This window comes from Lactobacillus xylocopicola, assembly GCF_033096005.1.
Taxonomy (GTDB): Bacteria; Bacillota; Bacilli; order Lactobacillales; family Lactobacillaceae; genus Lactobacillus; species Lactobacillus xylocopicola.
Window position 1 is genome coordinate 1,299,970 of sequence record NZ_AP026803.1, and the last position, 25,003, is coordinate 1,324,972.

Consider the following 25,003-nt stretch of genomic DNA (forward strand, 5'->3'; position numbering starts at 1 on the left):
AGATTTAGTATAACCGTTCAGCTTTACATAAAAAAGCAGCCCCAATGGGACTGCTTCCACCAGATCAAAGATACTACTTCTCGTTCATACCATACTTCTTGTTGAACTTGTCAATTCGACCATCGGCCTGAGCAAACTTCTGCTTGCCAGTGTAGAATGGATGCGAATCTGAAGTGATTTCAACCCGAACTAGGGGATAAGTCTGACCTTCATAATCTACTGTTTCGTCTGACTTAATGGTTGAACCAGCAACAAACTTAGCGCCGGTTGCGGAATCCATAAAGACAACTTCTTGGGTATCTGGGTGAATGCCTTGTTTCATGTATATTACTCCTTTGCCATGACTTTATCGCAAGCCATAGATTAATCGATTAACGTCTAATACTTTACCATTTTTAAAAGTAAATTTCAATACTTTTGCAAGATATCATAATTTAAGGCGTTGGCCACCAATTCTGCCACTGCGACCAAGTTTATTTGACCTGCTCAATTTCCTTTAGGTAAGGAATAGCTGGCTGAGCGCCGTATCGCTGAACCGTCAAAGAAGAGGCCCGATTAGCAAAATTAATTGCTGCCTTAAAATTACTAAAGTCCGGTTTGAGCATACTGGACATTGCTCCAATAAAGGTGTCACCTGCTGCAGTTGTGTCCACCGCCTTAACCTGGTAGGCCGCTACCAAGCCGCTCTGCTCCTGATAGTCATAAAAAGCCCCGTGGGAACCAATCGTAATGATAACTGCTGCCACTCCCAAGTCATGAAGTTTATGTGCTGCCTCACGCGCGCTTGCTTCGTCAACTACTTCAACATTGGTAATCGTTGCCGCCTCAGTTTCATTAGGTACAATCAGGTCCGTCAACTGGAGCAGGTCAGCAGGAATCTGGGACATCGCTGGGGCAGGGTTCAAGATCGTTTTGACTCCGGCCTGGTGCGCTATTTCAAAAGCGGCAAGCGTTGCTTCCACTGGCGTCTCAAATTGTGCAATAACAAAATCACTGCCTGCGATCAACGCCTGCTTTGAAGCAATAGCTTGGCGGCCAAAGGCAAAGTTAGCTCCCGCATAGATGGTAATTGCATTTTGGCCTTCATCATCAACGGTAATGAAGGCTTGACCCGTTGATTCCTGGTCAACCACTGCAATGCCTGCGAGATTGATCTTGTCCTGTTTAAGCAGGGCCAACATTTCCCTTCCCGGTGCATCGTTACCCACCGCACCAATGAAGTTAACGTGGCAGCCTGATCGAGCCGCCGCCACGGCCTGATTAGCCCCCTTGCCGCCAGCTGCAGAATAGTGTTCCTGCGCGTGAATCGTTTCACCTGGTTTAACCATCCGTTTAACACGCAAATTTGTGTCAAGATTAATACTGCCAATAACTGTAACTTTGTTCATTTTTTCTCCTTTTATACCATTATGTAGAAGGAAAGTTTAGCCATTTTGTTTTACCCAAATAATATCACATTTAACTTCAGCTAATCTTTTTATTTTGCCGGTTATCGCCTATAATTATGTTTATCATTCACTATTTAGACAGGAAATAAAACATATGAAAAGACAACTCAACTTTTTTGCGGCACTGGCAACTGTCATGGGCACCATGATTGGTGGCGGTACTTTTTTTAAAATTGCTAATGTTTCTGCTTTAACCCACAACTCTTGGCTCAGTATCCTCGTCTGGCCGCTTGCGGGCTTTGTTACGCTGATGGCTGGGCTTAGTATTGCCGAACTAGCCTCCGTCTTTCCGGAAGATGGTGGTCCCGTCAAGTACCTGGAAGCAATTTATGGCTCTAAAATCGCCTTCCTGTTCGGCTGGTCACTGATTATTATTTATTACCCCGCTAATATTGCGGCTCTTTCGATTGTCTTCGCTACCCAACTTAAGGGTATCTCCGCTTTCAAAAATCTCCCCACAACAGTGGTTGCACTGGCCGTCATGCTGACGATCTTATTCATCAACTGGATGGGATCCAAGTTAAGTTCGCAAGTCCAAAAACTGGCCTTGATCATCAAATTGCTACCAATTGCAGCTATTATTGTGTTTGCCTTCTTCTATAGTGGACCTAACCATTTAGCAGCCGCGCCCGCCCCGCACATCAGCTCAGTATCTGGGGCTGCAGCTTTTGGCCAAGCCTTACTGGCCGTGCTCTTTGCCTATGATGGTTGGCTCAGTATTGGCAATTTGGCAGCTGAAGTCAAAAATCCCGCTAAAACTTTAGCTCAGGCCATTATTTGGGGACTCTTTGGTGTCACTATTTTATATACTTTGGTTAACTTGAGCTACATCAAAATCATTCCTTGGAGTCAAGTAGTGGGCAACCAAACTACTGCTATCTTGACCGCACAAAAACTCTTTGGCGACCTTGGTGGTAGCTTGATTGCCGCCGGTATCCTTGTCTCAGTCTTTGGTGCAATTAACGGTCACCTGCTACTAGGTTCCAGGATGCCCTACATCCTCGGCCGGGAAAAGAAGCTTCCCGCTGCTGCTTTTTTTGGCAAATTAAACTTGAGAACAATCGTCCCTACCAACAGCATGCTCTTTGAGTGCGGAATAGCCACCATCATGATTTTTTCGGGCACTTTTGACTCACTATCTAACATGTTGGTCTACGTTTCCTGGATCTTTTCCATCCTCCTATTTGCCGGGGTTTTCATCTTACGCCGCCGGCAGCCAGAGTTATTGCGGCCCTATAAAATCCCCTGGTATCCACTACCGCCAATTTTGGCAATCTGCGGCGCACTCTTTATCGTTATTAGTACCTCTATTTCACAGCCGCTGCTAGCAATTACCGGCATCTTGTTGACCTTAACCGGCTGGCCAGTATACCTCTATGTTCAGCACCAAAATAACAGCACTTCGGAAGCGTAAGTTATTACCACCGCAGTTATTTTGCGCGTACCACCAGCTAAACCCAAAAAGCGATTTGTTTTCAGGCAAATCGTTTTTTACTAACTTAAATTTTCAGTTTCTTAATTGACCTTACAAAACTCTTCAAAGCTTTAGATTGATTATTTTTTAAATAAATTAGCTGCATTGCATATTGCTGCTTCTGCTGTGAATGAAAGCGTCGATAAACAATCTCAGGATCCCGTCTCATTATCTGATTGATTAATCCCTTGGGAATATAGGCAAGCCCCTGGTTCAAAGCTGTACTGGTCATTAATTGTTCAATGGAAGATACCCGCATAATTTGGTAATTATTCATATTCTTGTGTAAGGTAGCGGTAAACGTTTTACGCATAAAATCAGAGTTTTCATGACTATAATAAAATAAAGTTTGCCCTTCTAGATCCTTTTCAGTCAGGTATTGCTTCTTACTTAGCACATTTTGTTTGCTAATTCCCATTACCATTTCGTTGGCATAAACGGGCACAAAGTCATAGAGCTCTGCTTGGGGAATATCGTAACTACCATATTGGTTAATGTATGCACAATCTAGTTTGTTTAAGGCCAAATCAGCCAGCAGGTGTTCAACGCTTTCTTCCGTAGTAGAAAAGTCGATTTCCGGTTTTAGTTTTTGGGTTTGGTAATTGATAATTTCTTTTTCCATAATGAAGGCATCAAAAATCGAAAAATAGCCGATAGAAAGGGTATTCCCGGTGGCTTTGGCGATTTTTTTCAGTTCTATGACTGTCGCATCAAAGTTATTCAAATAATCCTGCACGCGACCGGCAAAATATTTTCCTGCCTGCGACAAGCTAATCCGGTTATTCGCGCGTTCAAACAACTTAATTCCCAGTTCATTTTCTAGTCGAGCGATTTGCCGTGATACTGCTCTTTGCGTGACGTATCGCTGGTCTGCTACACGTCCAAAACTGCCTTGTTGAGCAACTGCAAGAAAAACCTTTAATTGTTCATTATCCATCTTTTCACCCGTACATCTACGTTCTAGTGGCGACTAAGTTAACTATAGCACATTCTTGATGTAAGCGGTTATACTTTTGGGTATAAAGATTTGTAGGAGGTTTCACATGCAATCTAAAGAAAATTACGATGTAGTAATTGTTGGCGGCGGCGCAGCAGGTTTTGCGGCGGCATATCAGGCGAGCCATCGCGGGCTGAGCGTTTTAGTGGTTGAAAAAGGCCACAATACTGGCGGAAGTGGCGAACATATTGAAGGTGCTTTTGCGGTTGATTCATATTTACAAAAACAGCACAATGTTAAGCTGACTAAAGAAGAGGCTCTGGAAGAAGAACTGAATTATTCACACTACCGGGCCGATACACAAGTTTGGAAGGAATACATTGCTGCTTCAGCCGGCATTATTAAGTGGCTGGCCGATCTTGGAGTTGAATACTTGGATGTTGCCCCTCTTGGTAGCGGCTATCGGACTTGGCACTTATTTAAGGGACTGGGTAAGTCGGTTATTCATGATGTCTTGGAACCTAAGGCTAAGGAGCAAGGCACAGACGTTTTGACCTCAACCACTGTAACTAAAATCAACTTGAGCGATCAAGGCCAGGTTGAAGGGGTTGAACTTGAAGATTTAGGTAATCACGCTACTAAGACAATTGCCACTAAGTCCGTTGTCCTAGCAACCGGTGGATATCTAAATAACAAAGAGATGATCAAAAACGAAACTCACTACGATGAGCACCAACTCATCCCAGTTAACTCGGAAAAGAATACCGGAGACGGTCTTAAACTTGCTTGGGCAGTTGGTGCACAAAAGTACGCAATGGATATGGCAATGCTTTTTGGTGGTTACTTGAAAGACCCCACTAAACCCGGCTACATCTACCGCTATTCCGAATTAAACGGTGCAGCTGACCAACAATCATTACTTTGGGTTAACGAAAATGGTCACCGGTTTGTTAACGAAGAAGTTGTTGATAACTTCTCGCTAGCGGGAAATGCGTTAACTACACAAGGTAAAGTTTTCACAATTATGGATCAAGCTACCATTGACCACCTCGCCGATGAAGGCCTGTACAAGCAAATGGGAACTTGGGATTACCACGATACCAGACTGCCGCACCTGAAAGAAGAAATGCAAAAAGCCTTTGATGAAAATGCACCGTACATTACCAAGGCCGATTCGGTCGCTGAACTAGCTCAAAAAGTTAATTTGCCAGATCTTGAACAGACGATTAATCACTACAACCAAATGGCCCACGATGGTCAAGACATTGACTTTGGCAAGAAAGCTGATTTCATGATTCCAATTGAACAGGGACCATTCTATGCCTTTGATCTTGGCATTGGTGCCTTTTGTACGATGGGTGGCTTGAAGACAGACACGGAACACAAGGTTTTAGACCAAGCTGGTCGTCCAATTAGCGGTTTATATGCCGCTGGCAATGACGCTGCTGGTATGCTGATTGGCGATACCTACGGTCCAAATATGCCAGGAACGGAAGCTGGATTCACATTCTATTCTGGTAAACATGTGGCCAATGTCATTTATGATCAAATTAACCGGTAACTAATATTAAGTTTAAAAGCCTTTGCTTAGAGCAAAGGCTTTTTTGCTGAGCAAATTTTTGCTAAGACTTATTAAGCAAATCCCCAAATCAACTGTATAATTAACTAAATCTAAGGCTTTACTTTCAAACTCATTTTGAACTTTCACTAATTTAAACTAACAATCAACATGCTAAAAAAATTCAAAAGATAATGAAACTAATAAAAGGCTCTTAATAGATAAAACAAAATTAATTGAAAAGTATTGAAACTTTTCGAAAGCAGTGCTATATTAGAAATTGTTCATGAACGAAGGTAAGAAAATGTATAGTGAAGAACGACGCAACTACATCAATCAACTTATTAAGGATCAGAAACAGGTCAAAGTTTTGGATCTGGCAAACAGGTTGAAAGTATCCGAAGTTACGATTCGAAAGGATCTGTCTGAAATGGAAAAAGCCGGGTTACTCAAGCGAACCTTTGGCGGAGCGATTGATCTCTCGCTTTCGGTAACGGATAAACCGTATAAAGTCAAAAAGAGTGAATTTATCGAGCAAAAAGATCAAATTGCTCAATATGCAGCTTCTTTTGTCAAAGCGGATATGACCATTTTTCTTGATGCCGGATCGACCACCCACTGCCTGATTAAATATTTAAAAAATATTGCCGGCTTAAAGTTGGTCACAATCGACTTAAATATCGCATTAAAACTGTTAAGCGACGGCGCAGAAAATGTTTACTTCGTTGGTGGAAAACTGTCCACCAAAACGAATTCATCGGATAGCGTCAACACTGTTACTGAACTAACTAAGTTTAATTTCGATTTGTCCTTTATTGGATGCGATACTTTTTCACTTAAAAATTTTCAAACCGGATCAGAGTCAAAGGCAAAAATAAAAGAAGTCGCTTTTAAGAATGCTTCACTGGGAGTAATCCTGGCAGATAGCTCAAAATACAAAAAATCACGCTTTATTAACTTTTTAGCTGTTGATGAAGTTGATTATGTGGTAACCGACCAGGGCTTTAAAAAATTCCTTGTAGGTCAACCACAAAAGCTAGCAGACAAGTTTTTAATTGCCTGATTAATGGAGGAATTAGTTATGGAAAGAGAATACATCGTTATTACTATGGGTGACCCCGCAGGAATTGGGCCCGAAGAAGTAGTTAAGTCGCTGAGTAAACCAGAAATACACCAAAATGCCAAAGTTTTAGTGGTTGGTGACAAGCGCATCCTGGAAAACATCAGCAAGATTGTTAAATCTGATATTAAGATTAATGTGATTAATGCCCCTGCAGAAGGTGATTACCGCGCAGGCGTACTCAACTTAATTGACCTTGACAATATTGATATGAATACCTTTGAGTATGGCAAAGTCCAGGCCCAATGCGGTCAAGCTGCATATGAATATATTGAAAAAGCCAACGACTTGTGCATGCATGATGGGGTGGCAGCAATGGTGACCACCACTCTAAATAAGGAAGCACTGCAACAGGCTGGCATTACTACCCTTGGTCATACCGATATTCTAGCAAAATTGACAGGCATTACAGATCCGTTGACCATGTTCCAAGTTCAGAATATGCGCGTCTTTTTCTACTCAAAACACCTGGCCTTGCGCAAGGCTTGTGACTTAATTACCAAAGACGGAATTAAGAATTACGTGCACTTGATGATTGATGCCCTTGGGACCATGGGCATTGAAAATCCTCACGTTGCGGTTGCGGGCTTAAATCCCCATGCCGGCGACGGCGGACTGTTTGGTGATGAAGAAATCAAGTACATCACCCCAGCAATCAAAGAATTACAAGCTGCTGGTATTAACGTTTCCGGGCCGATTGCCGCCGATTCCGTCTTTTATCAGGCTAACATGGGCAAGTTCGATGGTGTGCTGTCCTTATACCACGATCAAGGCCACATCGCTACCAAGACAGTCGATCCGGATTTGACGGTTTCCTTTACCCATAACCTGCCCTACTTAAGAACTTCAGTAGACCACGGAACTGCCTTTGACATTGCTGGTCAAGGCATTGCCCGTGAAAAGAGTCTAGATGAGGCCATCAGGTTAGCTGCAGTCTATGCAGGTGACTTTAGAAGAGCTAAAGAAAAGAACAATTAAGCAAAATTATTCCAGTTTAGACAGCACGTATTTATGCTGTCTAAATTTTACCGGATTTTTGTAAGCGCTTTTGTGCTTATTGAACGATAACTAAAATAGAAGGTGATTAGATGAAATTAATAATTGTCGCTGATGATTTAACTGGAGCAAATGTTTCTAATTCATTGTTAGCAAAAAATGGCTTAAAAGTCGGTTCGATTGATACTCTGGACAAAGTCGAGCAATATCGCGATTATGACGCTTTAGGCTTTCACACTGACAGCCGCGGTGACGAACCGCAAGTAGCCTATCAAAAAGTATATGACTATACCGAAAAGCTAAAAAATAAAAATGTGCGCTTCTATAATAAGCGGATTGATTCGACCCTCAGAGGCAACCTGGGCGCTGAAATCGATGGTATGCTGGATGCTCTGGGCGACAACTATACTGCGATGGTCGTTCCGGCTTTTCCGAGTTCAGGCAAAATTGTGGTCGGTAACTTCGAGTTGGTAGATGGCGTAATGCTGGAGCAAACCGATGCCAAGAACGACCCCACCAGTCCCGTAACCAATTCGCGCGTTGCCGAAATTTTGCAAAAACAAAGTTCCAAGAGTATCGGCATTATTTCCATGGAGAGTATCCTTGAGGGCGTCGACTCGGTCAAGAGTACCATTAAGGCGCTGATTACCAACGGTGCCAGAGTCATCATGTTTGACGCATGTACCGAGGCAGATATTGATACCATTGCCGCCGCAGTAATTGGTGCAGAGGTGCCGTTTATTTCGGTTGATCCTGGCCCCTTTACCAACTCTTTGATGAAGGACCTTAATACTCCGCAAAGCTATAAAGAAAAGAAAAAATCCCTTTATGTCATCGGCAGTGTAAGTGGCATTGTCGCAGAGCAGATTGCCCAGTTCAAGGCGGCACTTGACCCCTTCATTTTTCAGCCTAATGCGCGCAAGTTTCTGTATGAAGACCAGCGTAACGATGAAATTGCCCGGGCAGTTGCCAGTGTCGTAGAGAACCTTGAAAGCAATGCCCACTTCTTGATTGCGACCATGATTCAAAAGAAGGATAAGCTAGACTTGAAAAAAGAAGCACGCGCTGCGGGATTATCCGTTGCGGCAGCTTCCAACTTGATCTGCGAGTCAATGGCCGAAATTGGCGCTCAAATTGTTGACCAAAGCCAAAATAAAATTGGCGGCGTTTATACCTCTGGCGGCGACATCACTAAGGCCTTTTTGGAACAGAATAAAGCGCAAGGAATCGAAATCAAAGACGAAATTATTCCGCTAGCAGTGTACGGTAGAGTGATGGGGGGACGCCTTGACAACATGCCGGTAATCACTAAGGGTGGCTTAATTGGTGACAAGACCACCTTGGTCGAGTGTGCCAACTACCTATCGACGAAGATTTCAAATACATTTGTTGAGGAGAAAAAATAATGAGCAGTACAACACAAATGGTTGTGGCCCTGGTAATATCAATTATTGTCCTAGTGCTACTCCTCGTTAAATCTAACCTAAATGCTTTTACTGCATTAATTATCGGCGGCTTACTGACCGGGATTTTGGGCGGCTTAAGCCCCATCAAAACGGTCGATGCCTTAAAAACGGGTTTTGGTAACACAATGGCCAGCCTGGGAATCTTAATTGCCTTCGGAGTAATGATTGGCAAAGTCCTGGAAGTCTCAGGTGCAACAGCTGCTATGGGCAAAAAGTTCGTCGCAGTGCTAGGCAAGGGCCACGAAGTCTTAGCCATGATCTTGACCGGTTTTGTAACCTCACTGGCCATCTTCTGTGTGCCCGCTTTCTTGATGCTCTTCCCCCTGGCTAAAGATATTTCTAAGCGGACTGGAACTAGCATTTCAGCGCTTGGGATTGGTCTTGCTGGCGGCTTACTTTGGAGTCATGAGTTGGTGCCACCAGCATCTGGACCACTTGGTGGTGCGGCCCTATTTAATGCCAACATTTCCGGTAACATGATTTTGGGTTTTCTGGTTGGTATTCCGATGATTATCTTCGTCAACTTCTACGCTAAGTGGATTGGTAAGAAGTACCACCGAGTGGCTGAAGACGCTGATGAAAGTGCACTAGAGAATACAGCTGATGCCAAAGAGCCATCATTTACCTTATCGATTATGCCAATCTTAATTCCCATTGTCTTAATTTTATTGGCTGGTGCCCTGAAAACCACACCTATGAACGGCACCCTCAGCAGTACCATCCAATTCGTTGGTTCGCCTGTTGTTGCCCTAGGTTTAGGACTATTAATTGGTGTCCTTACCCTCCTGCACGGGGTTGATCGCAAAAAGGTTGCTGCAGCACTTGATGATGGAATCGTCAACGGTGGCAAGACCTTGGTCTTGATTGCCGCAGGTGGAGCACTAGGTAATGTCGTTAATGAGAGTGGTGCCGGCAACATTATTGCTAAGGGTATTGCTCACACTGGTCTACCAGCAATCCTAGTACCATTCATTATTGCCAGTCTGCTGCGCATAATCCAAGGATCCGGAACCGTGGCCATTTTTACGACCGCCTCAATCACCGCTCCGATGGTTGCAACGCTGGGCATCAACCCTATCTTAGCCAATATTGCAGCCTGCGTCGGAGCAATGGTCTTCTCCTACTTCAACGACAGCTACTTCTGGGCAATCAATGATTCTATTGGGGCCACATCGACCAAGGAACAAATGATGAATTGGTCGGTGCCAACTACCGTCTGTTGGTTGATCGGTGGAATTGAATTATTAATCTTGAATGTCTTTATTTAAAAGTACCGCGATGTTAAAAAGCACTGATTTTAAAATCAGTGCTTTTTGGTGGAGTTCTTTACTTATTTCTTTTTTTGATACGCGCATTAATTTGCTTAACCGATCTTCTCTGATCCAGGATACAGATCAACCAAATAACTAGGTAAGTTACTAGGAAGATACCTAATGACCACAGATTGATCGGCCAGCTATTAATCATCATCATTACCGCAAAAAGCAGAAAAATCCCGAGCAAATGAATAAGCAGTGCAAGGGTAAACGTGATATCCGAAATAAAAATCATTGATACCAAACCCATCAATCCCGAAAGCGTTAAAACAGAAAGCACGCCTTTAGGGGTGGGCGCAATACCGCCATAAGCGAAGGTTAAGATCAGCAGATAAGCAATTGCGCCAAATGCTACACCGATTAGAAAATAATCTAAACATCTATTGAATAATTTCATTTTAAAGGCCCAGCTTTCTTTCTAACTCTGGCAAATAATGGCGCGATACATCGGCTTTTAGATTATGTTTCAGGCTGGCAACCATGTTACCAGCAAAGCCCACTTCAATTGCTTCAAGATAAGTTAAATTAATAGCAGCATGGCGCGATACTTGAATGAAATTGTCATTTACACTCGCCAAGACTTGATACAGTCGACCTGTACTTTTTAGGACTCCGCTTGTAGTCGAATAAGTTAAACTAGTCGACTGAACTTCAATTTTAACTATATCAGCACATTTTACCGTAACTATTCGATCAGCCGTCTTAATCGGCAAAAGTATGCGTTCACTTTTACCAAAGTCGTTTAAATACTTAAGTAGTCTATCTACTGTTTCAGTATCTTTTACTGCTCTGACGTCGACCTCAACTTCATCTTGCTTTAAAGCTGGATCAACGTGAAAATTGATTTTCATTTTGCTATTGCTCTTTGTTAGTTGTCAGCATGGCGCGCGACATCCTTGTCCAAGAGTCCTCCTTCCTTAGTTCTTTAATAAGAATACAGGAATTACCTCGATTTGTAGCCTGCTTTTCTACAAGTGGTTGAATTTGGCCTATCAAAAGTTTTACTTTTAACTATGAAATATTTTAGCAAAACAAAAAGGCACTCTAAATTCAATCCATCAAAGAGATTGTTATTGAGTCAATTATGGTATTCAATACTTCCCCATGTCTTTATTGCTAGTGAGCATATTAAAATCACTTCCATAATTCAGTAAGCATAGTGTCATCACTAGTAGGATGCAATGTATTTTCCTTATCAATTTTTACAAAGACAGGAACTTGCATCGCATTTCCTGTAACAATTGCTTCACCTTGCCCAAGACTTGAAATCATTTGATATGAATTTCTATCCAACGTGGGCATAGTATTTTCAAGCATTTTTAAATCTTTCTCGTTAACCAAACGATGAATCAAATAATTATGAACTTGTGAAAGAATCGTAGGCGAAATATCTGCTGGTCTTTGACTTGATAAGGTAAGATAAAATCCGAATTTTCTTCCCTCTTTAATAATTTCTTCAAATACAGATAACCGATAATCTTGCCAATCATCACCATTATTTTTATACTCAGAATTTAAAATATTGTGAGCTTCATCAATAATTAGATGTTTAGTTTTATCTACTTTTTCACCAGAAACAGAGTTTTTTTGTTCATCGTAAATCATTTTAGATACCAACATTGGTATTAAGCGGGTGATTTCCTGATTCGAATGAACAAGCGAAATTATATTCATCATTTTATAATCTTCAATGATATCTTTTTTTACCTCTATAACTTTTTCTAAACTTTCAAAAGAAGAGTTAATCCTATTAAATAAAGGGTTTAAATGTTCTCTATTGACTTTTCCCCATGCAGTGCTATGAACTCTTTGAAAATCTAAAAAAACTTTCAATTTTTGGACTGGGGTGATTTTTTTATTATTAAAATAATTAGTAAGCTTTTCAGCAATTTCTGGGATTTTAATAAGCTTGAGCGTTTCTTCTTCCATAGCACCTTGAGACCCGCTATTAATATATATATCTCTACCATTATTTTTTATATAAAAATGTCCATTAGAATGTTGTTGCAATTTATCTAATTTAGAATATAAATCATTGTCAACATAATATTTCTTTGCAGTATCTATCCAATCTTGCAAACTATCCTGATTTCCCGAATTTCCTGAAATCAAAATTTTTTTAAGCGTGCCTGTAACGTAGTTACCAAAATTAAAACTCTTATCATTTGACTTTTTATTAAATGCTCTCATAGAACTTCTTAAAAAGGGGACTTGTGTCGCTGGACGGGCATCGAAAAGTACTGCTAAGATATCTGCATCAAAAAGGTAATCCTTTTTTACAGGTAATTTTTTTTCATTATTTGGATTACGTGTGTTTATCTCAAATATCTTTTTATCATTTTGATTAATTCCGAAAATCCCCTCTTTTTCTTTATCAAATTTGCGCGATGAATACTCTCCATTAAAATCAATTACAAAAAATTGAGATTTCTCTTTTATCTGACTATAAAAATTTGTTCTAAAAAGTTCTAAATATAATTTATGTAATGTATTAGATTTCCCACTTCCAGTATTTCCAAATATACCTATATGAGAAGCAAAAAATTTATTTATTGATAATCGAATAGGTTGTCCTTCCAAGATAGACTTTCCAATTTCAATTGTTGACTCATTATCTTCAACACCATAAATAATCTTTAACTCGTCTTTACTTGTTAATGTCACCTCATTACCAATCATTGGTACATACTGACTAGTTATTTGAAATTCACCATCTTCGATAACGCCCTTAACTTTTAAAGAAACTATTCTGTTTATAGAATTTTTCGTAAATCGGTTATCAAATTCGATGCTTTTAATTGAGTTTTGCTGATCGAGTACTTTTTCATTTGCTACGGTTGTAATGATTTTAACATCATTTTGATTAATAGTAAGGAATGCTCCTATTCTGGGTCCAGTCAGTATCTCCCCGTACCAAATGAACTCTGCATCATTTGACATTCTGTACATTCCAGCTTGTGATATACTACCGTCTACAGACGTAATCACGCCTAATTTTTTCTTGTTATTTCTCATCTTTTAAGTCCTCTAAGCTTGTTTTACCAAGAAGATCTGTTAAATTCGACAAAGTAAAACTACCCATTTTTTTGTTAGTATTTATTTGTTTATATTCTTTATTAAACATACAAGGAGTTAAAATAACAAAATTACTCGGTTCAGTTGAAATACCCAAATTTTTCATATAAGTATCTTTATCACCTTCTTCATGGCCAAACACGTATATAATCAACTCTGGATTTTGCATAGCACGCCTAATCATTTTCTTTATATGCTTATCTTGAAATGAAAAACCAATAACAAATAAAACAGACTGTGGTTTATCTAATTCTAGTTGAAAAACTCTTAACATTTCGTGGAAATGATTATTTTCAAATGTCTCTTCTTCTTCATTTCCTGTAGGCATAACAGTAACTGGTCTTTCGACCACATTATTTCTAATTAGTATACTATCTTCATTGTTGGAATCTTTTTCCCAGTTAACTGATCCATGTGGTTTAATTAAAGTTAACGATGGTATCTCGTTTGTATAATTATCATTCAATCCTCTATACGATACTGTTTTATTATAATTTGAACTATCAAGTTTCCTTTCAAAATAACCGCTAGCACCATCATTAAATACAAATTTGTACTCAAGAAGAGCTTCATCAGCAGCCTTTTCAAAAAACAAATCATAATTGGTGGTAAATAAATTGATTGTCCTAGGACTTTGTCTAGAATTTGACAGATTAAGAATGTCAATTAATGTAATTACAAAGTTCTTATAGTCCTTTAAGACTTTTTCGCTATCAGTGTTTAAATTTTCTTCCAACAATTCTCTGCTTACTTTTTTAACTTTTTCAGTTAACTTTTGATTTCGTTCATCAATGTCTTCTTCCTCTATTTCTTTCATCAAAGGAATTGCGGGGGAAGACACTCCAGAACCAATTAAAAAACTAAGTTGTTTTGTAATTGCCAGTCTTCTAATTTTTTTAAGCAACATATTATTTTTGGGATTTTCTCGTTCATCACTCATATAATTCTCCTAATATAATTATTAAATTCTAGTATAATTATTTTTCAATCTATGTAATTAAGTATACAGCTTAATTACATAAAAATATCCTCTATATAAGCTTATAGAGGATATTTTTTTATACTGTTAATTACAGATTGCACATATGATGCTTTTATTCCCACTCAATCGTTGATGGTGGCTTGCTGGTTATGTCGTAGACGACGCGGTTGACGTGGTCCACCTCGTTATTGATACGAGTTGAGACCTTTTGCAAGACGTCCCAGGGCAGGCGGGCAAAGTCGGCGGTCATGCCATCAACCGAGATCACAGCCCGGATACCAATGGTGTAGTCGTAGGTGCGGCCATCGCCCATCACGCCGACCGACTTAATGCCGGGTAGCACTGTGAAGTACTGCCAGACTTCTTCTTCAAGACCTGCGTTTTTAATTTCGGCGCGCAAAATAGCATCGCTCTTGCGGACTAACTCTAGTTTGTCTTCAGTTACTTCACCAAGGACCCGGATACCGAGTCCCGGACCAGGAAAAGGCTGCCGCCAGACTAGGTCGTGAGGAATGCCGAGCTTTTCGCCTAAGACCCGCACCTCATCCTTAAAGAGCTTGCGCAGCGGCTCGATTAGCTGGAAGTGCATGTCCTTGGGGAGGCCACCAACATTGTGGTGAGACTTAATGGTCTGAGCCGTATTCGTACCGCTCTCAATCACGTCGGTATAGAGTGTGCCCTGGGCCAAGAAGTCCACATTGTGCAGCTTTTGCGCCTCTTCGTTAAAGACCTCAATGAATTCTTTGCCAATAATCTTACGCTTCTGCTCCGGATCAGTAACACCTGCAAGCTTGCCTAAGAAGCGGTCTTGTGCATTCACCCGGATGATGTTCACGCCGAGGTCACGCTTTAGCGCTGCCATCACTTCGTCGCCCTCGTTCTGGCGGAGCATCCCGTGATCAACAAAGATTGCGGTCAGCTGATTGCCAATCGCCTTGTGCAAAAGAGTGGCCGTGACGCTCGAATCGACGCCGCCAGACAGCCCTAAGATGACCTTTTTGTCGCCGAGGGTCTTTTTGATGTCGGCAACCTGCAGGCCAATGAAGTCATCCATCGTCCAGTTAGCGTGCGCACCACAGACCTTGAAAGCAAAGTTACGCAAGATGTCCAAGCCATATTGGGTATTGCGTACTTCGGCGTGGAACTGAATGCCATAGAACTTTTTGCTATCGTTAGCAATGGCAGCAATGGGACAGTTTATGCTGGAAGCAACCGTTGTAAAGCCTTCCGGCGCCTGCTTAACTAAGTCACCATGGCTCATCCAGACATATTCTTTTTGCGGCAGATCACTGAACAGCACGCTGTTTTGGTCCTCAACCTGAATATCGGCGCGACCGTATTCAGAGTTGTCCGCCGGCTCGACCTCGCCATTGAGATAATATGACATCAGCTGCATACCGTAACAAATTCCCAGAATTGGGATTCCCAATTCAAAGATTCCCGGATCAACCTTCAAAGCACCCTCAGCATAGATACTGTTAGGGCCGCCAGAAAAGATGATGCCCTTGGGGCTGATTTCCTTAATCTTTTCAATGCTAATGTCGTGCGGCAATAATTCCGAATAAATACCGAAATCTCGCAAGCGGCGAGTAATCAGTTGGTTATACTGACTCCCAAAATCTAAAACAATAATCTCATCAAAGTCGTGAACATGATTTTTCACTGCCATCCGAGCTCCTTTACTAACAAACACTAAATCATTTAAACTGTAATAAAAATTGTTGTCTTGGTCAACTCTTTTAAGCAAAAATGCAGGTATTTGCGAATTATTTCCTACCGATAAGCTGAATAATTCGCCTTTTTGTTATAATAAATTTAATGTTCAGCAATTGTCACAACCACAACTATTTCACTTAAATACTGAATTGATAAAAATAACATCATTGTGGTAAAATTAATTACGCTTATTTTATTAGTTTTATTTCAACAAAATACAAGGAGTTTTTTAGATGGCCAAAAAATATCTAAGCCAGCATTCTAGAACACGTCATACCTATCAATTTTTCAAAGAACGGCGTAATGACCCTAAATGGCATGATGATTATTTACGTATTCGTTCTTTACGCTTACGCTTATTTTTAATTCAAGGCATGGTAGTAATACTACTCGCAATAATTGGTGGTGCTTTTTTAAAACAGCATACTGCTAATCAGTCTCAGGTTCCAAGCAGCACTACTATCACTTCAACTAAACCCCACAAGACTAAAAAGAGCTCAATTGGTGAAAAAATCAAGAAAAATATGCGAGCCACTCAACATACCATAACCAAATCCATCCCTTCTAATCATCGACAAACTAAAAAGAGTGACAACAAAACAATCGTAAGAAATTTTATTCTTCATCAAGGATATCAAATTGAGCCAAAATTAGTCGATAATGAGCCCATTGATAAAGCAATGGCCGACGGGAAAGCACCGCAAAATGCTGTTCATGACGGAGTCGTGACAGTGTACTTTGCTGATTCTTCAACAGTTATGGAGACCCTCTTAGGTAGCGACAATCCTAAGTTTGAATCACGATACTACATTACAGAAAATAAACTTGTGTTAGGAAAACACCGTATCCCATACAAAATCAATGGGACGCAGGTGCTTTTTAAAAAATGGCTTGAAAATTTTGACGGCCATGAATATACCTATGAATTCAAATCATATCCGGGAGCTAAACAATTAATCGATAGTAAACCCAAGCAATAGCTTTAGAATAAGTTTAAATAACGGATATATCTTAATCTTGCGCAAGCTCTTTTTATTGTGTTAGAATGCATTCATTAAGTAAATACAGATCTATATATTGCCGAGATAGGGTCGGCAGTTTCTACTCAGAACCGTAAATTCTGAACTATGGATAATCCAGCAAATAACAGCCCAGTGGCTGCTAACAGAGGCTTCTTTACCATAGTACGGTAGAGAGGTCTTTTTTTGAGGAGGAAATCGTGAAGTTATTAGAAGATCGCATTCGGCGTGACGGGGACGTTTTACCCGGAAATGTACTGAAAATCAACTCGTTTTTGAACCATCAGGTCGACCCTGAGCTGATGATGGCCGCAGGGCAAGAATTCGCGCGTTTATTTAAGGACAGTGGCGTCACTAAAGTTCTGACTTGTGAAGCCTCGGGGATTGCTCCGGGCGTCATGGCCGCCTATGAACTGCACGTGCCGATGGTCTTTGCCCGCAAGAAAAAACCTGCCACACTCAATGACGCTGTCTACTGGGCTGACGTATATTCCTACACCAAGAAGGTGACCAATCAGATCTGTGTTGAACAGAAATTTTTGCACAATGACGACAAGCTACTCATTATCGATGACTTTCTTGCTAACGGTGAAGCCGTCAAAGGCATGATTAGTGTAGCCCAGCAGGCTAACGCCCAGGTTGTGGGGGTTGGCGTGGTCGTCGCTAAGACTTTCCAGGGCGGCACAGCTTGGCTTAAGGAACACAACGTTCGCCTTGAAGCCTTGGCCAAAATCGCTAGCCTGGCTGATGGTCAAGTTCATTTTGCAGGTGAGCAGTAATGCAGTCAAAGGAAGTTAGCCACCAAAAAGCAGCCGTTCTAGGACTACAACACCTCCTAGCAATGTATTCTGGAGCTGTAGCCGTGCCCCTGTTAATTGGTAGTGCCCTGCACTTTTCCGCCGCACAGCTGACTTACTTAGTCTCAATCGACATTTTCATGTGCGGTCTAGCCACCCTGCTCCAGCTTTTGACCAATAAGTTTTTTGGTATTGGTTTCCCTGTAGTCCTGGGCTGTGCCATTCAGGCAGTGGCACCATTGCAAATGATCGGGCAGAAGTTTTCGATTAATGACATGTATGGCGCAATCATCGCTGCAGGCATTTTTGTTCTGCTGATTGCGGGTATTTTTGCCAAAATCAAGCAATTTTTTCCGCCCGTAGTCACGGGCACCCTAATTACTACCATTGGCCTCACACTTATTCCAGTCGCTGTCCAAAATATGGGCGGGGGCAACGTTGCAGCTAAAAGTTTTGGCAGTGGCCAAAATCTCATCTTGGCCTTCTGCACCATGTTTATTATTCTAGCATTAGAGATTTGGACCAAGGGCTTCTTGAAGTCGATTTCGGTTTTGCTGGGATTGATTGCTGGCACAGTTATTGCCGCTTTGATGGGACTAGTCTCATTTCAACCCGTACTGGCAGCCTCCTGGTTCCACCTACCTCAGCTCTTTTACTTCGGTATGCCCCACTTTGAATGGTCATCGAGCCTGACCATGATCATTATTGCTCTGGTATCAATGATTGAATCGACTGGCGTCTTTTTCGCTACAGGCGACCTACTGCACCACCAAGTCACCGAGGAAGACCTGAAAAAGGGCTATCGCGCAGAAGGACTGGCCCAAATTCTGGGTGGCCTTTTCAATGCTTTTCCCTACACGACTTTTTCCCAAAATGTTGGCTTATTACAATTATCAGGTATTAAAACTAAACGCCCAATCTACTGGGCCGGTGGCCTGCTCATGGTCATGGGGCTCTTACCCAAAATCGGTGCATTGGTAACCATTATTCCAACGCCTGTACTGGGTGGCGCTATGCTTGTTATGTTTACCATGATTGCCGTCCAGGGTATTAAAACCTTGACTCAGGTTGACCTAAGTGTGAACAATAATGTCTTAATCATTGCCATTTCGATTGGTCTGGGGCTCGGTGTCACTATTTACCCCCAATTCTTCCAGAATCTGCCGGCTACCGTGCAATTATTCTTGGGCAATGGCATTGTGATCACCAGCCTGTCGGCTACAACCCTAAACTTGTTGCTTAATGGCATTAACGGCAAGACAGGTTCATCAACTAAAACTTCATAAAATCTGCTAATTACAAAAAGCACTGCTCATTCACTATGAACAGTGCTTTTTTGCTCGCAAGTCGGTCTAGCAAGTTACGGACAGGGTCTGCACCCACTAATCGACTTTAATTATGCTGTTTAAGATGGCAGTATCTACCGCTCGCTTGGACCTCCGCTGCTGGTTTAGCAGACCTTTTTGCGTCAACAAACAAGTCGGCGCGGCAAGCATCCGCAGTCCGACCGCCTTAAATTTAGGATCGTCAATCTGGTCAGTGTACTTCATGATACCGATCGCTGTCATAAAAATTAAAAAGGCCTGCGCTTCTTCATGGACCTCTACCTGCAGTCCACTACTGGAATACCCATCTAAAAAGGCCTCAATCAGTTCCTTATCCAATTCGAAGTCTTGGTAAAAGAGCTTAACAAAATCTAAGTAGTTAACGCCTAGGCGAGCCCGCTCAAAGTCAATCAAAACCAGGCTGCCGGCAACGTACTGGTAATTACGCACACCCACATCGCCATGCAAGACATACCGACTATTGGACTGGATATCAGCCGCAATTGGTGCTTCAAGCTTGCTAAAGGCGTCAAAAAGTTCTTCAAACTTGTCTCTCACATCTTGATCTTTTAAGTTGGCAATATCACCCTGAGCTTTAACAAAAAGAGCAGCAGAAGATACGATGCCCGGAAATGGTTTTACTTGCCGATGAAAGTCGGCCAGTCGCTCACCCATCGTGTGAGCCACCTGCGGTGTAATTTGACCGGTTAGAGCAACTGGTGCCAGGTCAGTCATTACCAGAGCAAATAAGTCTGCGCCCTCAAGCCTGAACCATTCGAGCACCCTTGAGTTAAGTTGTTGGTTGACCGCCTTTTCTGTTTGCAGTTTGCGGAGTTGGGCAAAGACCTTCACGAAGACTTGCCGATTGTACTTTTGGCTATAGCCGACCAAGGTGTGATTAAGTGATTCGTGATCAATCAGGTTTAAATCGGCAATCAGCCGGTCCTCCAGAAGCTGCTTAAGTTTAAGCTTTTTTTCCATAATGTTGTCCTCTGGCTAAAATTACTAAACATAGTCGTTAAAGTCAAGCACCTGGTCATAATGAGTTAATTCTCCTGGCTCGTAGTGGTGGATGACTTCGATAAAGGTGCGGTTGGAATTAAACAAGTAGTCGTGCACCTGCCGAGATGTCGCCTGGTCGAGCGAGGCGTTGACCTCATCGAGCAGGAGAACCGGCCGCTGGGACAGGATTGCCCGGGCGAGTTCAATTCTTGACAGTTGGCCGCCCGATAGTTGGTCAGCGTTATCGCCCAGCTGATAGTTTAGACCCTTGTCTGCCACTAATTCACCTAAGCCCACACCCTCACAGACTGCTAGGACGTCTTCTTGCGGGAGCTTGACGCCCAAGGTAAGATTGAACCACAACGAATCCGCGAAGATCACGGCGCTTTGGCTGGAATAGGCGAAAAGCTCAGTAAATTCACCTGCCCTTACTTGCTGGTAATCAAGCACGATTTGATCGGCCTGACCGTATTCACCATACAATAAAAACTGTAGCAAAGTTGACTTACCTGCACCAGATGGTCCAATCACGGCTACCTTTTGCCCGGCTTTCACATCAAAAGCAATATTGCGGGCCAGCGTCTTCTCCTGCCTAGTCAGGGTTAGACCGTCAACTTCCATTTCGGCAAATTGATCAACTACTGGCATTGAGTTCTCTTGATAGCTTTCAGCCTTTCGGGAAAGTTGATCAATCCGCTCCACAATCCCCTTAGTGGTAGACAGGTTATTGCGTTCATTGAGAATTTGCAGGATAGGATTAACAAAAGAATTCGACAATTGTAGCACGCCAAATAGTGCGCCGAGGGTGGTAAAGCCCTTAATAACCAAAACGATGCCAACAGCAAAGGGAATTAAGAAGGTTCCGCCCATCACGATAATACTAAGATAGGCATTAGTATTGTCTTTCAAGAGGTTCATTTTAGCCAACTTGGCTTCTAGCAGCTTAATAACGGTCTGGTTGCGCGCAACCGCCTGCTCCTGCCGCTGATAAAGATTAAAAGTTTCCGTCCCGGCTAGCGTATTTTTAGTTTGGTTGACGTATTGATCGCTAGCCTTAGTCCATTCAGCAGAAGCATTTTGAATTGGCTTCTGCAAAAAGTTAGAAGCAATCATCGGAAGCAGTGAACCGGCAAAGAACATAATCGTTAAAACTGGATTCAAGTAGAGTGCGTAGCTCAAGGCCAGCACCACGGTATACAATTGAGTCAAAATTGCCAGTTCCGCCCCATAGCGATTGGTCTCCAGCAGCTTAAAGTCGTTGGTCAAAAAGCCTAAATTGTTTGTATCTTCGCTATCGCTTATGAGCATCCCCTTGAGTACCTTGCTCCGCAACTTCATATTGGTCTGTTTAATGGCATCGGCTTTTAGGTAATTAAACAATAAATTAGCCAGTAAGACCAGCACTAGGCCCAGCAAAACTTGCCCAATCAGCTGTGGCATCTTGCTGAACTCATGAGCAGTTGCCATATTAGTCAGCGACCCGACCATGTAGGCAATAATAATGCTTTGAGCACTATAAATAAGCCCAAAAACATTCAGCCAGAAAAATCTAATGTGCGAGTAGTTTTGAAAAATCATCCTTTGCCCTCCAATAAGGTTTGGTATGTCCTACACTTACTAATTATTAAACGTTAAGCTTTTTATAAAAGCTAGCTCATTTTAGTAAGCGGTCGCATTTGCTGAGTAAGTGGTCAAAGTTGAAGCAGTAAACGAGCTCCTTGCCCAAAATCCGAAATTACTTCGTCTTGTTCAACTAACAGAAATATTTTAAGAAAGATTACGCCAGATCTTTGCAAACACCCGCTGTTTTCTAATACAATAGGAAATAAGAAAATTTGAAAGGACCAATTTTTATGAAACAAACAGAATGTACGACAATTCTAGTCGGCAAGGACGCTTCTCTTGACGGCTCAACGATGATAGCCAGAAGTGAGGACGGCGGCCGCGAGATTATTCCCGAGGGCTTTGAACTGGTAACCCCAGACAAACAACCCCAGCACTACGAAAGTGTCATCAGTCACCAGAAGATTGATGATGCCGATTTGCCAGCTAATCCATTGCGCTACACTAGTGCGCCTGACGTGTCCGGTGAAAGTGGCATTTGGGCTGCTGCCGGCATTAATGCTGCTAACGTAGCCATGACCGCAACCGAAACCATTACCACTAATGCCCGTATCCAGGGCATCGACCCCCTGGTTGATCAAGGGGGGCTCGGTGAGGAAGACTTCGTTACCCTGACCCTGCCTTATTTACACAAGGCGGTCGACGGCGTTAAACGCGTGGGCTACCTGCTAGAAAAATACGGTACTTATGAAATGAATGGGATGGCTTTTGCCGACCATGATGAAATCTGGTACCTCGAAACCATCGGTGGCCACCACTGGATTGCCCGCCGCATTCCCGATGATGCCTATGTCGTTGCCCCTAACCGGTTGAACATTGATGAATTTCACTTTGGTCAAGACGGCTTCATGGCCGCTGAAGGCTTAGAAAAGCTGATCAAAGAATATCAGCTGAACCCTGATCGCAAGGGTTACAACATGCGGCACATTTTTGGTAGTTCAACGATTAAGGATGCCCACTACAATAACCCGCGTGCTTGGTTTGTTCACAATTACTTTGACCCAGAATTTGGGGGCCAGCCCAGTGACCAAGACCAGCCATTTATCTGCCATGCCAACCGCAAGATTAGCATTGAAGACATTAAGTGGGTTGAAAGTTCCCACTACCAGGACACGCCATATGATCCATACGGCGACCAGGGTACGCCCGAGCAGAAGAAGACCTTTAGACCCGTCGGTCTTAACCGCAACTTCGAGACCCACATCCTTCAAGTCCGCAACAATGTGCCTGACGAAGTAGCTGGTGTGCAGTGGCTTTGCTTTGGACCGAATACCTTCAACAGTATGGTGCCGTTCTACACCAACATTAAGGATACTCCGGCCTGCTTCCAGACTGGTCCCAAGTTTGACCTCAAGCAGATTTTCTGGCTCAACAAGTTAGCGGCTCAACTCGGCGACACCAACTTCAAGGTCTATGGCGAACTTGAAACCGACTTTGAACAGAAATCGCTAGCCCAATGCCACTTCATTCAGCACGAAACCGATAAAAAGGTGGCCGAACTTTCAAGTAAAGAAGTTGAGGAAGCCTTGACCGCAGCCAACCAGAAAATGGCCGACCAAGTTTACAACAACACCGTAGAACTACTCGGCAACATGGTTAACGAAGGCCACAACCTGATGACCTTGAAATTTGATTTATTAGACTAACTTTTTAAGACCAAAAATAGCGACAAGTGATTAGACTTGTCGCTATTTTTTGAATTTTTACGAATAACACACTTATTTATCAAAGCAGCCGCAATAAATAAGGAACCAGGGATAGCTATCTACTTCTTGATTTTGTATAATTAATTTAGCAGAGAAGTTAAGGTCGGTGGCTATTTCTTAAGCAAAAGGAGGTGGTGCTGATGGTGCATTTGCACTCAAAAGCCCAAAATCCAACTGAAAGGAGTAGCTTGAAGTGTCTGTTAAGGATGCTTTGAAACTAGCAACTAGCAATTGGCGTTGGTGTTTTACTCATCAACGCCAATTGCTCTAGTTGTGAATCTGATTAACACTCAGACGAAAAAATAACCGCCTTAGCTTGGCAGAGCTAGCGGTTATTTAATTAACCTATTAGCAGCCACCGCCTTGAGCGGCTCTGCTGAAGGCAGTTGTACTTAGGAGCAACTGCCTTTTCTATTTCACATTATAGCATGGTTGGCGATACACTGCCAAGTGCTTAGATTCAAGAGCCATACTTGTATTTATCCTGGCAAAATTTACCCAAAGGTTATATTTTTCAAGTACCAAAGTCTGACAGGTCCATCATCACTAAAGTAATGCCCTTATTCTCTGAGCATCCGTTTAGCAAGCGCAAAGTCACCAACGGTTGCAGAGCCGTTATTGCTAATCTCGGGCAAGGTAATATATTGATCAAGTGGGGGAACGTGGACGTAGCCGTTCAACAGCTCAGCAAAATCACGGCGCACCTTTTGCAAGAAGTCCGCGCTCGTAACACCGCCCCCAAAAACAATCTTGTCCGGGCGCAAGATTAGTGTGACCTGAAGAGCGGCTTGAGCCACATAATAGCTCATGATGTCCCAAACGGGATCACTCAGGGGAACTTCCTGGCCCTTCTTATTCATTCTTGCCTCAAAAGTTGGTCCAGACACAAGCCCCTCCAGGCAATCCTGGTGAAAGGGACAAATACCAGCAAAGTCCAAGTCGTCCGGATGACGCTTTACCCTAACATGGCCCATTTCAGGATGGCCAGCAGAACCAACAAGCTTACTGTTATTGATTGCTCCTCCACCAACACCGGTCCCGATTGTATAATAAACCAGCGAATCAACATCTTCGTTTGCTAGTTGTGCCATCACATACTCACCAAAGGCTGAGCCATTCACATCAGTCGTGAAATACATCGGCACATCAACCGTCTTTTTCAAGAAACCTACAAAGTCAGTATTGCTCCAGCCAGCCTTAGGCGTATCCGTAATGTAACCATAATTTGGCGCTGTCTTGCGCACTTCGATTGGGCCAAAAGAAGCGATACCAATCGCTTCCACGCCAGCGTCTTTAAAGTAGTCAGCAACTTTTTGTAGTGTTTCTGCCGGTTTAGTGGTCGGAATCGTCACCTGGTCCTTAACCTGGTAATTTTCATTGCCAATTGCACAAACAAACTTGGTGCCCCCGGCCTCGATTGATCCTAATATCATCTAATGCTCC

At 42.5% G+C, this 25,003-nt stretch carries 21 protein-coding genes and 1 riboswitch; of the genes, 10 read left to right on the forward strand and 11 right to left on the reverse strand.

Annotated features, from left to right (window positions below; genetic code table 11):
• Positions 1–73: 73 nt before the first annotated feature.
• Positions 74–322: a type B 50S ribosomal protein L31 gene (locus tag R8389_RS06325; protein WP_317637182.1), complete on the reverse strand. Its 249-nt coding sequence runs from the start codon at positions 320–322 to the stop codon at positions 74–76.
• Between the two features lie 151 nt (positions 323–473).
• On the reverse strand, positions 474–1,388 hold the full coding sequence (rbsK, locus tag R8389_RS06330) for a ribokinase (protein WP_317637183.1): 915 nt from the start codon (positions 1,386–1,388) through the stop codon (positions 474–476).
• Positions 1,389–1,542: 154 nt separating this feature from the next.
• Here rbsK and R8389_RS06335 point away from each other — a divergent pair, with 154 nt between their 5' ends.
• Positions 1,543–2,862 (forward strand): APC family permease, encoded by a 1,320-nt coding sequence (locus tag R8389_RS06335; RefSeq protein ID WP_317637184.1) that lies wholly within the window; start codon positions 1,543–1,545, stop codon positions 2,860–2,862.
• Positions 2,863–2,947: 85 nt separating this feature from the next.
• Here the strand turns inward: R8389_RS06335 and R8389_RS06340 are convergent, their stop codons facing one another.
• Positions 2,948–3,859 (reverse strand): LysR family transcriptional regulator, encoded by a 912-nt coding sequence (locus tag R8389_RS06340; RefSeq protein ID WP_317637185.1) that lies wholly within the window; start codon positions 3,857–3,859, stop codon positions 2,948–2,950.
• Positions 3,860–3,965: 106 nt separating this feature from the next.
• On the opposite strand from R8389_RS06340, the gene vprA reads away from it, so the two are divergent.
• From vprA to R8389_RS06365, 5 genes are all read left to right on the forward strand, one after another.
• Positions 3,966–5,420, forward strand: coding sequence for a vinyl phenol reductase (gene vprA, locus R8389_RS06345; RefSeq protein WP_317637186.1), 1,455 nt, complete (start codon positions 3,966–3,968; stop codon positions 5,418–5,420).
• A 283-nt stretch (positions 5,421–5,703) separates the two neighbouring features.
• Positions 5,704–6,480, forward strand: a complete 777-nt coding sequence (locus R8389_RS06350; RefSeq protein ID WP_317637187.1) for a DeoR/GlpR family DNA-binding transcription regulator — start codon at positions 5,704–5,706, stop codon at positions 6,478–6,480.
• Between the two features lie 18 nt (positions 6,481–6,498).
• Positions 6,499–7,515, forward strand: coding sequence for a 4-hydroxythreonine-4-phosphate dehydrogenase PdxA (gene pdxA / locus R8389_RS06355; RefSeq protein ID WP_317637188.1), 1,017 nt, complete (start codon positions 6,499–6,501; stop codon positions 7,513–7,515).
• Positions 7,516–7,625: 110 nt separating this feature from the next.
• Complete coding sequence (locus R8389_RS06360) at positions 7,626–8,939, forward strand: four-carbon acid sugar kinase family protein (RefSeq protein ID WP_317637189.1); 1,314 nt, start codon at positions 7,626–7,628, stop codon at positions 8,937–8,939.
• Entirely contained in the window at positions 8,939–10,267 is a 1,329-nt protein-coding gene (locus R8389_RS06365) for a GntP family permease (RefSeq protein WP_317637190.1), read from the forward strand. Before R8389_RS06360 ends, R8389_RS06365 begins: the two co-directional genes overlap by 1 nt.
• A gap of 58 nt (positions 10,268–10,325) precedes the next feature.
• On the opposite strand, the gene R8389_RS06370 is transcribed toward R8389_RS06365, so the two are convergent.
• The 5 genes from R8389_RS06370 to guaA form a co-directional block, all read right to left on the reverse strand.
• Entirely contained in the window at positions 10,326–10,712 is a 387-nt protein-coding gene (locus R8389_RS06370) for a DUF3021 domain-containing protein (protein ID WP_317637191.1), read from the reverse strand.
• A 1-nt stretch (position 10,713) separates the two neighbouring features.
• Positions 10,714–11,166: a LytTR family DNA-binding domain-containing protein gene (locus tag R8389_RS06375; protein WP_317637192.1), complete on the reverse strand. Its 453-nt coding sequence runs from the start codon at positions 11,164–11,166 to the stop codon at positions 10,714–10,716.
• Between the two features lie 283 nt (positions 11,167–11,449).
• Positions 11,450–13,330: an ATP-binding protein gene (locus R8389_RS06380; RefSeq protein ID WP_317637193.1), complete on the reverse strand. Its 1,881-nt coding sequence runs from the start codon at positions 13,328–13,330 to the stop codon at positions 11,450–11,452.
• Positions 13,320–14,330, reverse strand: coding sequence for an SIR2 family protein (locus R8389_RS06385; RefSeq protein ID WP_317637194.1), 1,011 nt, complete (start codon positions 14,328–14,330; stop codon positions 13,320–13,322). The genes R8389_RS06380 and R8389_RS06385 overlap by 11 nt, the downstream gene beginning before the upstream one ends.
• 154 nt (positions 14,331–14,484) lie before the next feature.
• Positions 14,485–16,041, reverse strand: a complete 1,557-nt coding sequence (gene guaA, locus R8389_RS06390; protein WP_317637195.1) for a glutamine-hydrolyzing GMP synthase — start codon at positions 16,039–16,041, stop codon at positions 14,485–14,487.
• A gap of 280 nt (positions 16,042–16,321) precedes the next feature.
• Between guaA and R8389_RS06395 the strand changes: the two genes are divergently transcribed.
• The 3 genes from R8389_RS06395 (at position 16,322) to R8389_RS06405 (ending at position 19,190) form a co-directional block, all read left to right on the forward strand.
• On the forward strand, positions 16,322–17,068 hold the full coding sequence (locus tag R8389_RS06395; protein ID WP_317637196.1) for a hypothetical protein: 747 nt from the start codon (positions 16,322–16,324) through the stop codon (positions 17,066–17,068).
• 70 nt (positions 17,069–17,138) lie between these two features.
• A riboswitch (purine riboswitch) is annotated at positions 17,139–17,236 on the forward strand.
• Positions 17,237–17,307: 71 nt separating this feature from the next.
• Positions 17,308–17,886, forward strand: coding sequence for a xanthine phosphoribosyltransferase (locus R8389_RS06400; RefSeq protein ID WP_317637197.1), 579 nt, complete (start codon positions 17,308–17,310; stop codon positions 17,884–17,886).
• A complete protein-coding gene (locus R8389_RS06405) occupies positions 17,886–19,190 on the forward strand; it encodes a nucleobase:cation symporter-2 family protein (RefSeq protein ID WP_317637198.1) in 1,305 nt (434 codons plus the stop codon). Before R8389_RS06400 ends, R8389_RS06405 begins: the two co-directional genes overlap by 1 nt.
• 96 nt (positions 19,191–19,286) lie before the next feature.
• On the opposite strand, the gene R8389_RS06410 is transcribed toward R8389_RS06405, so the two are convergent.
• Both R8389_RS06410 and R8389_RS06415 read right to left on the reverse strand, forming a co-directional pair.
• Positions 19,287–20,210: a phosphotransferase gene (locus R8389_RS06410; protein WP_317637199.1), complete on the reverse strand. Its 924-nt coding sequence runs from the start codon at positions 20,208–20,210 to the stop codon at positions 19,287–19,289.
• Between the two features lie 24 nt (positions 20,211–20,234).
• Entirely contained in the window at positions 20,235–21,809 is a 1,575-nt protein-coding gene (locus tag R8389_RS06415; RefSeq protein WP_317637200.1) for an ATP-binding cassette domain-containing protein, read from the reverse strand.
• Positions 21,810–22,084: 275 nt separating this feature from the next.
• Between R8389_RS06415 and R8389_RS06420 the strand changes: the two genes are divergently transcribed.
• Complete coding sequence (locus tag R8389_RS06420; RefSeq protein ID WP_317637201.1) at positions 22,085–23,500, forward strand: C69 family dipeptidase; 1,416 nt, start codon at positions 22,085–22,087, stop codon at positions 23,498–23,500.
• A gap of 620 nt (positions 23,501–24,120) precedes the next feature.
• Here the strand turns inward: R8389_RS06420 and scrK are convergent.
• A complete protein-coding gene (gene scrK, locus R8389_RS06425; protein WP_317637202.1) occupies positions 24,121–24,993 on the reverse strand; it encodes a fructokinase ScrK in 873 nt (290 codons plus the stop codon).
• Between the last annotated feature and the right edge of the window lie 10 nt (positions 24,994–25,003).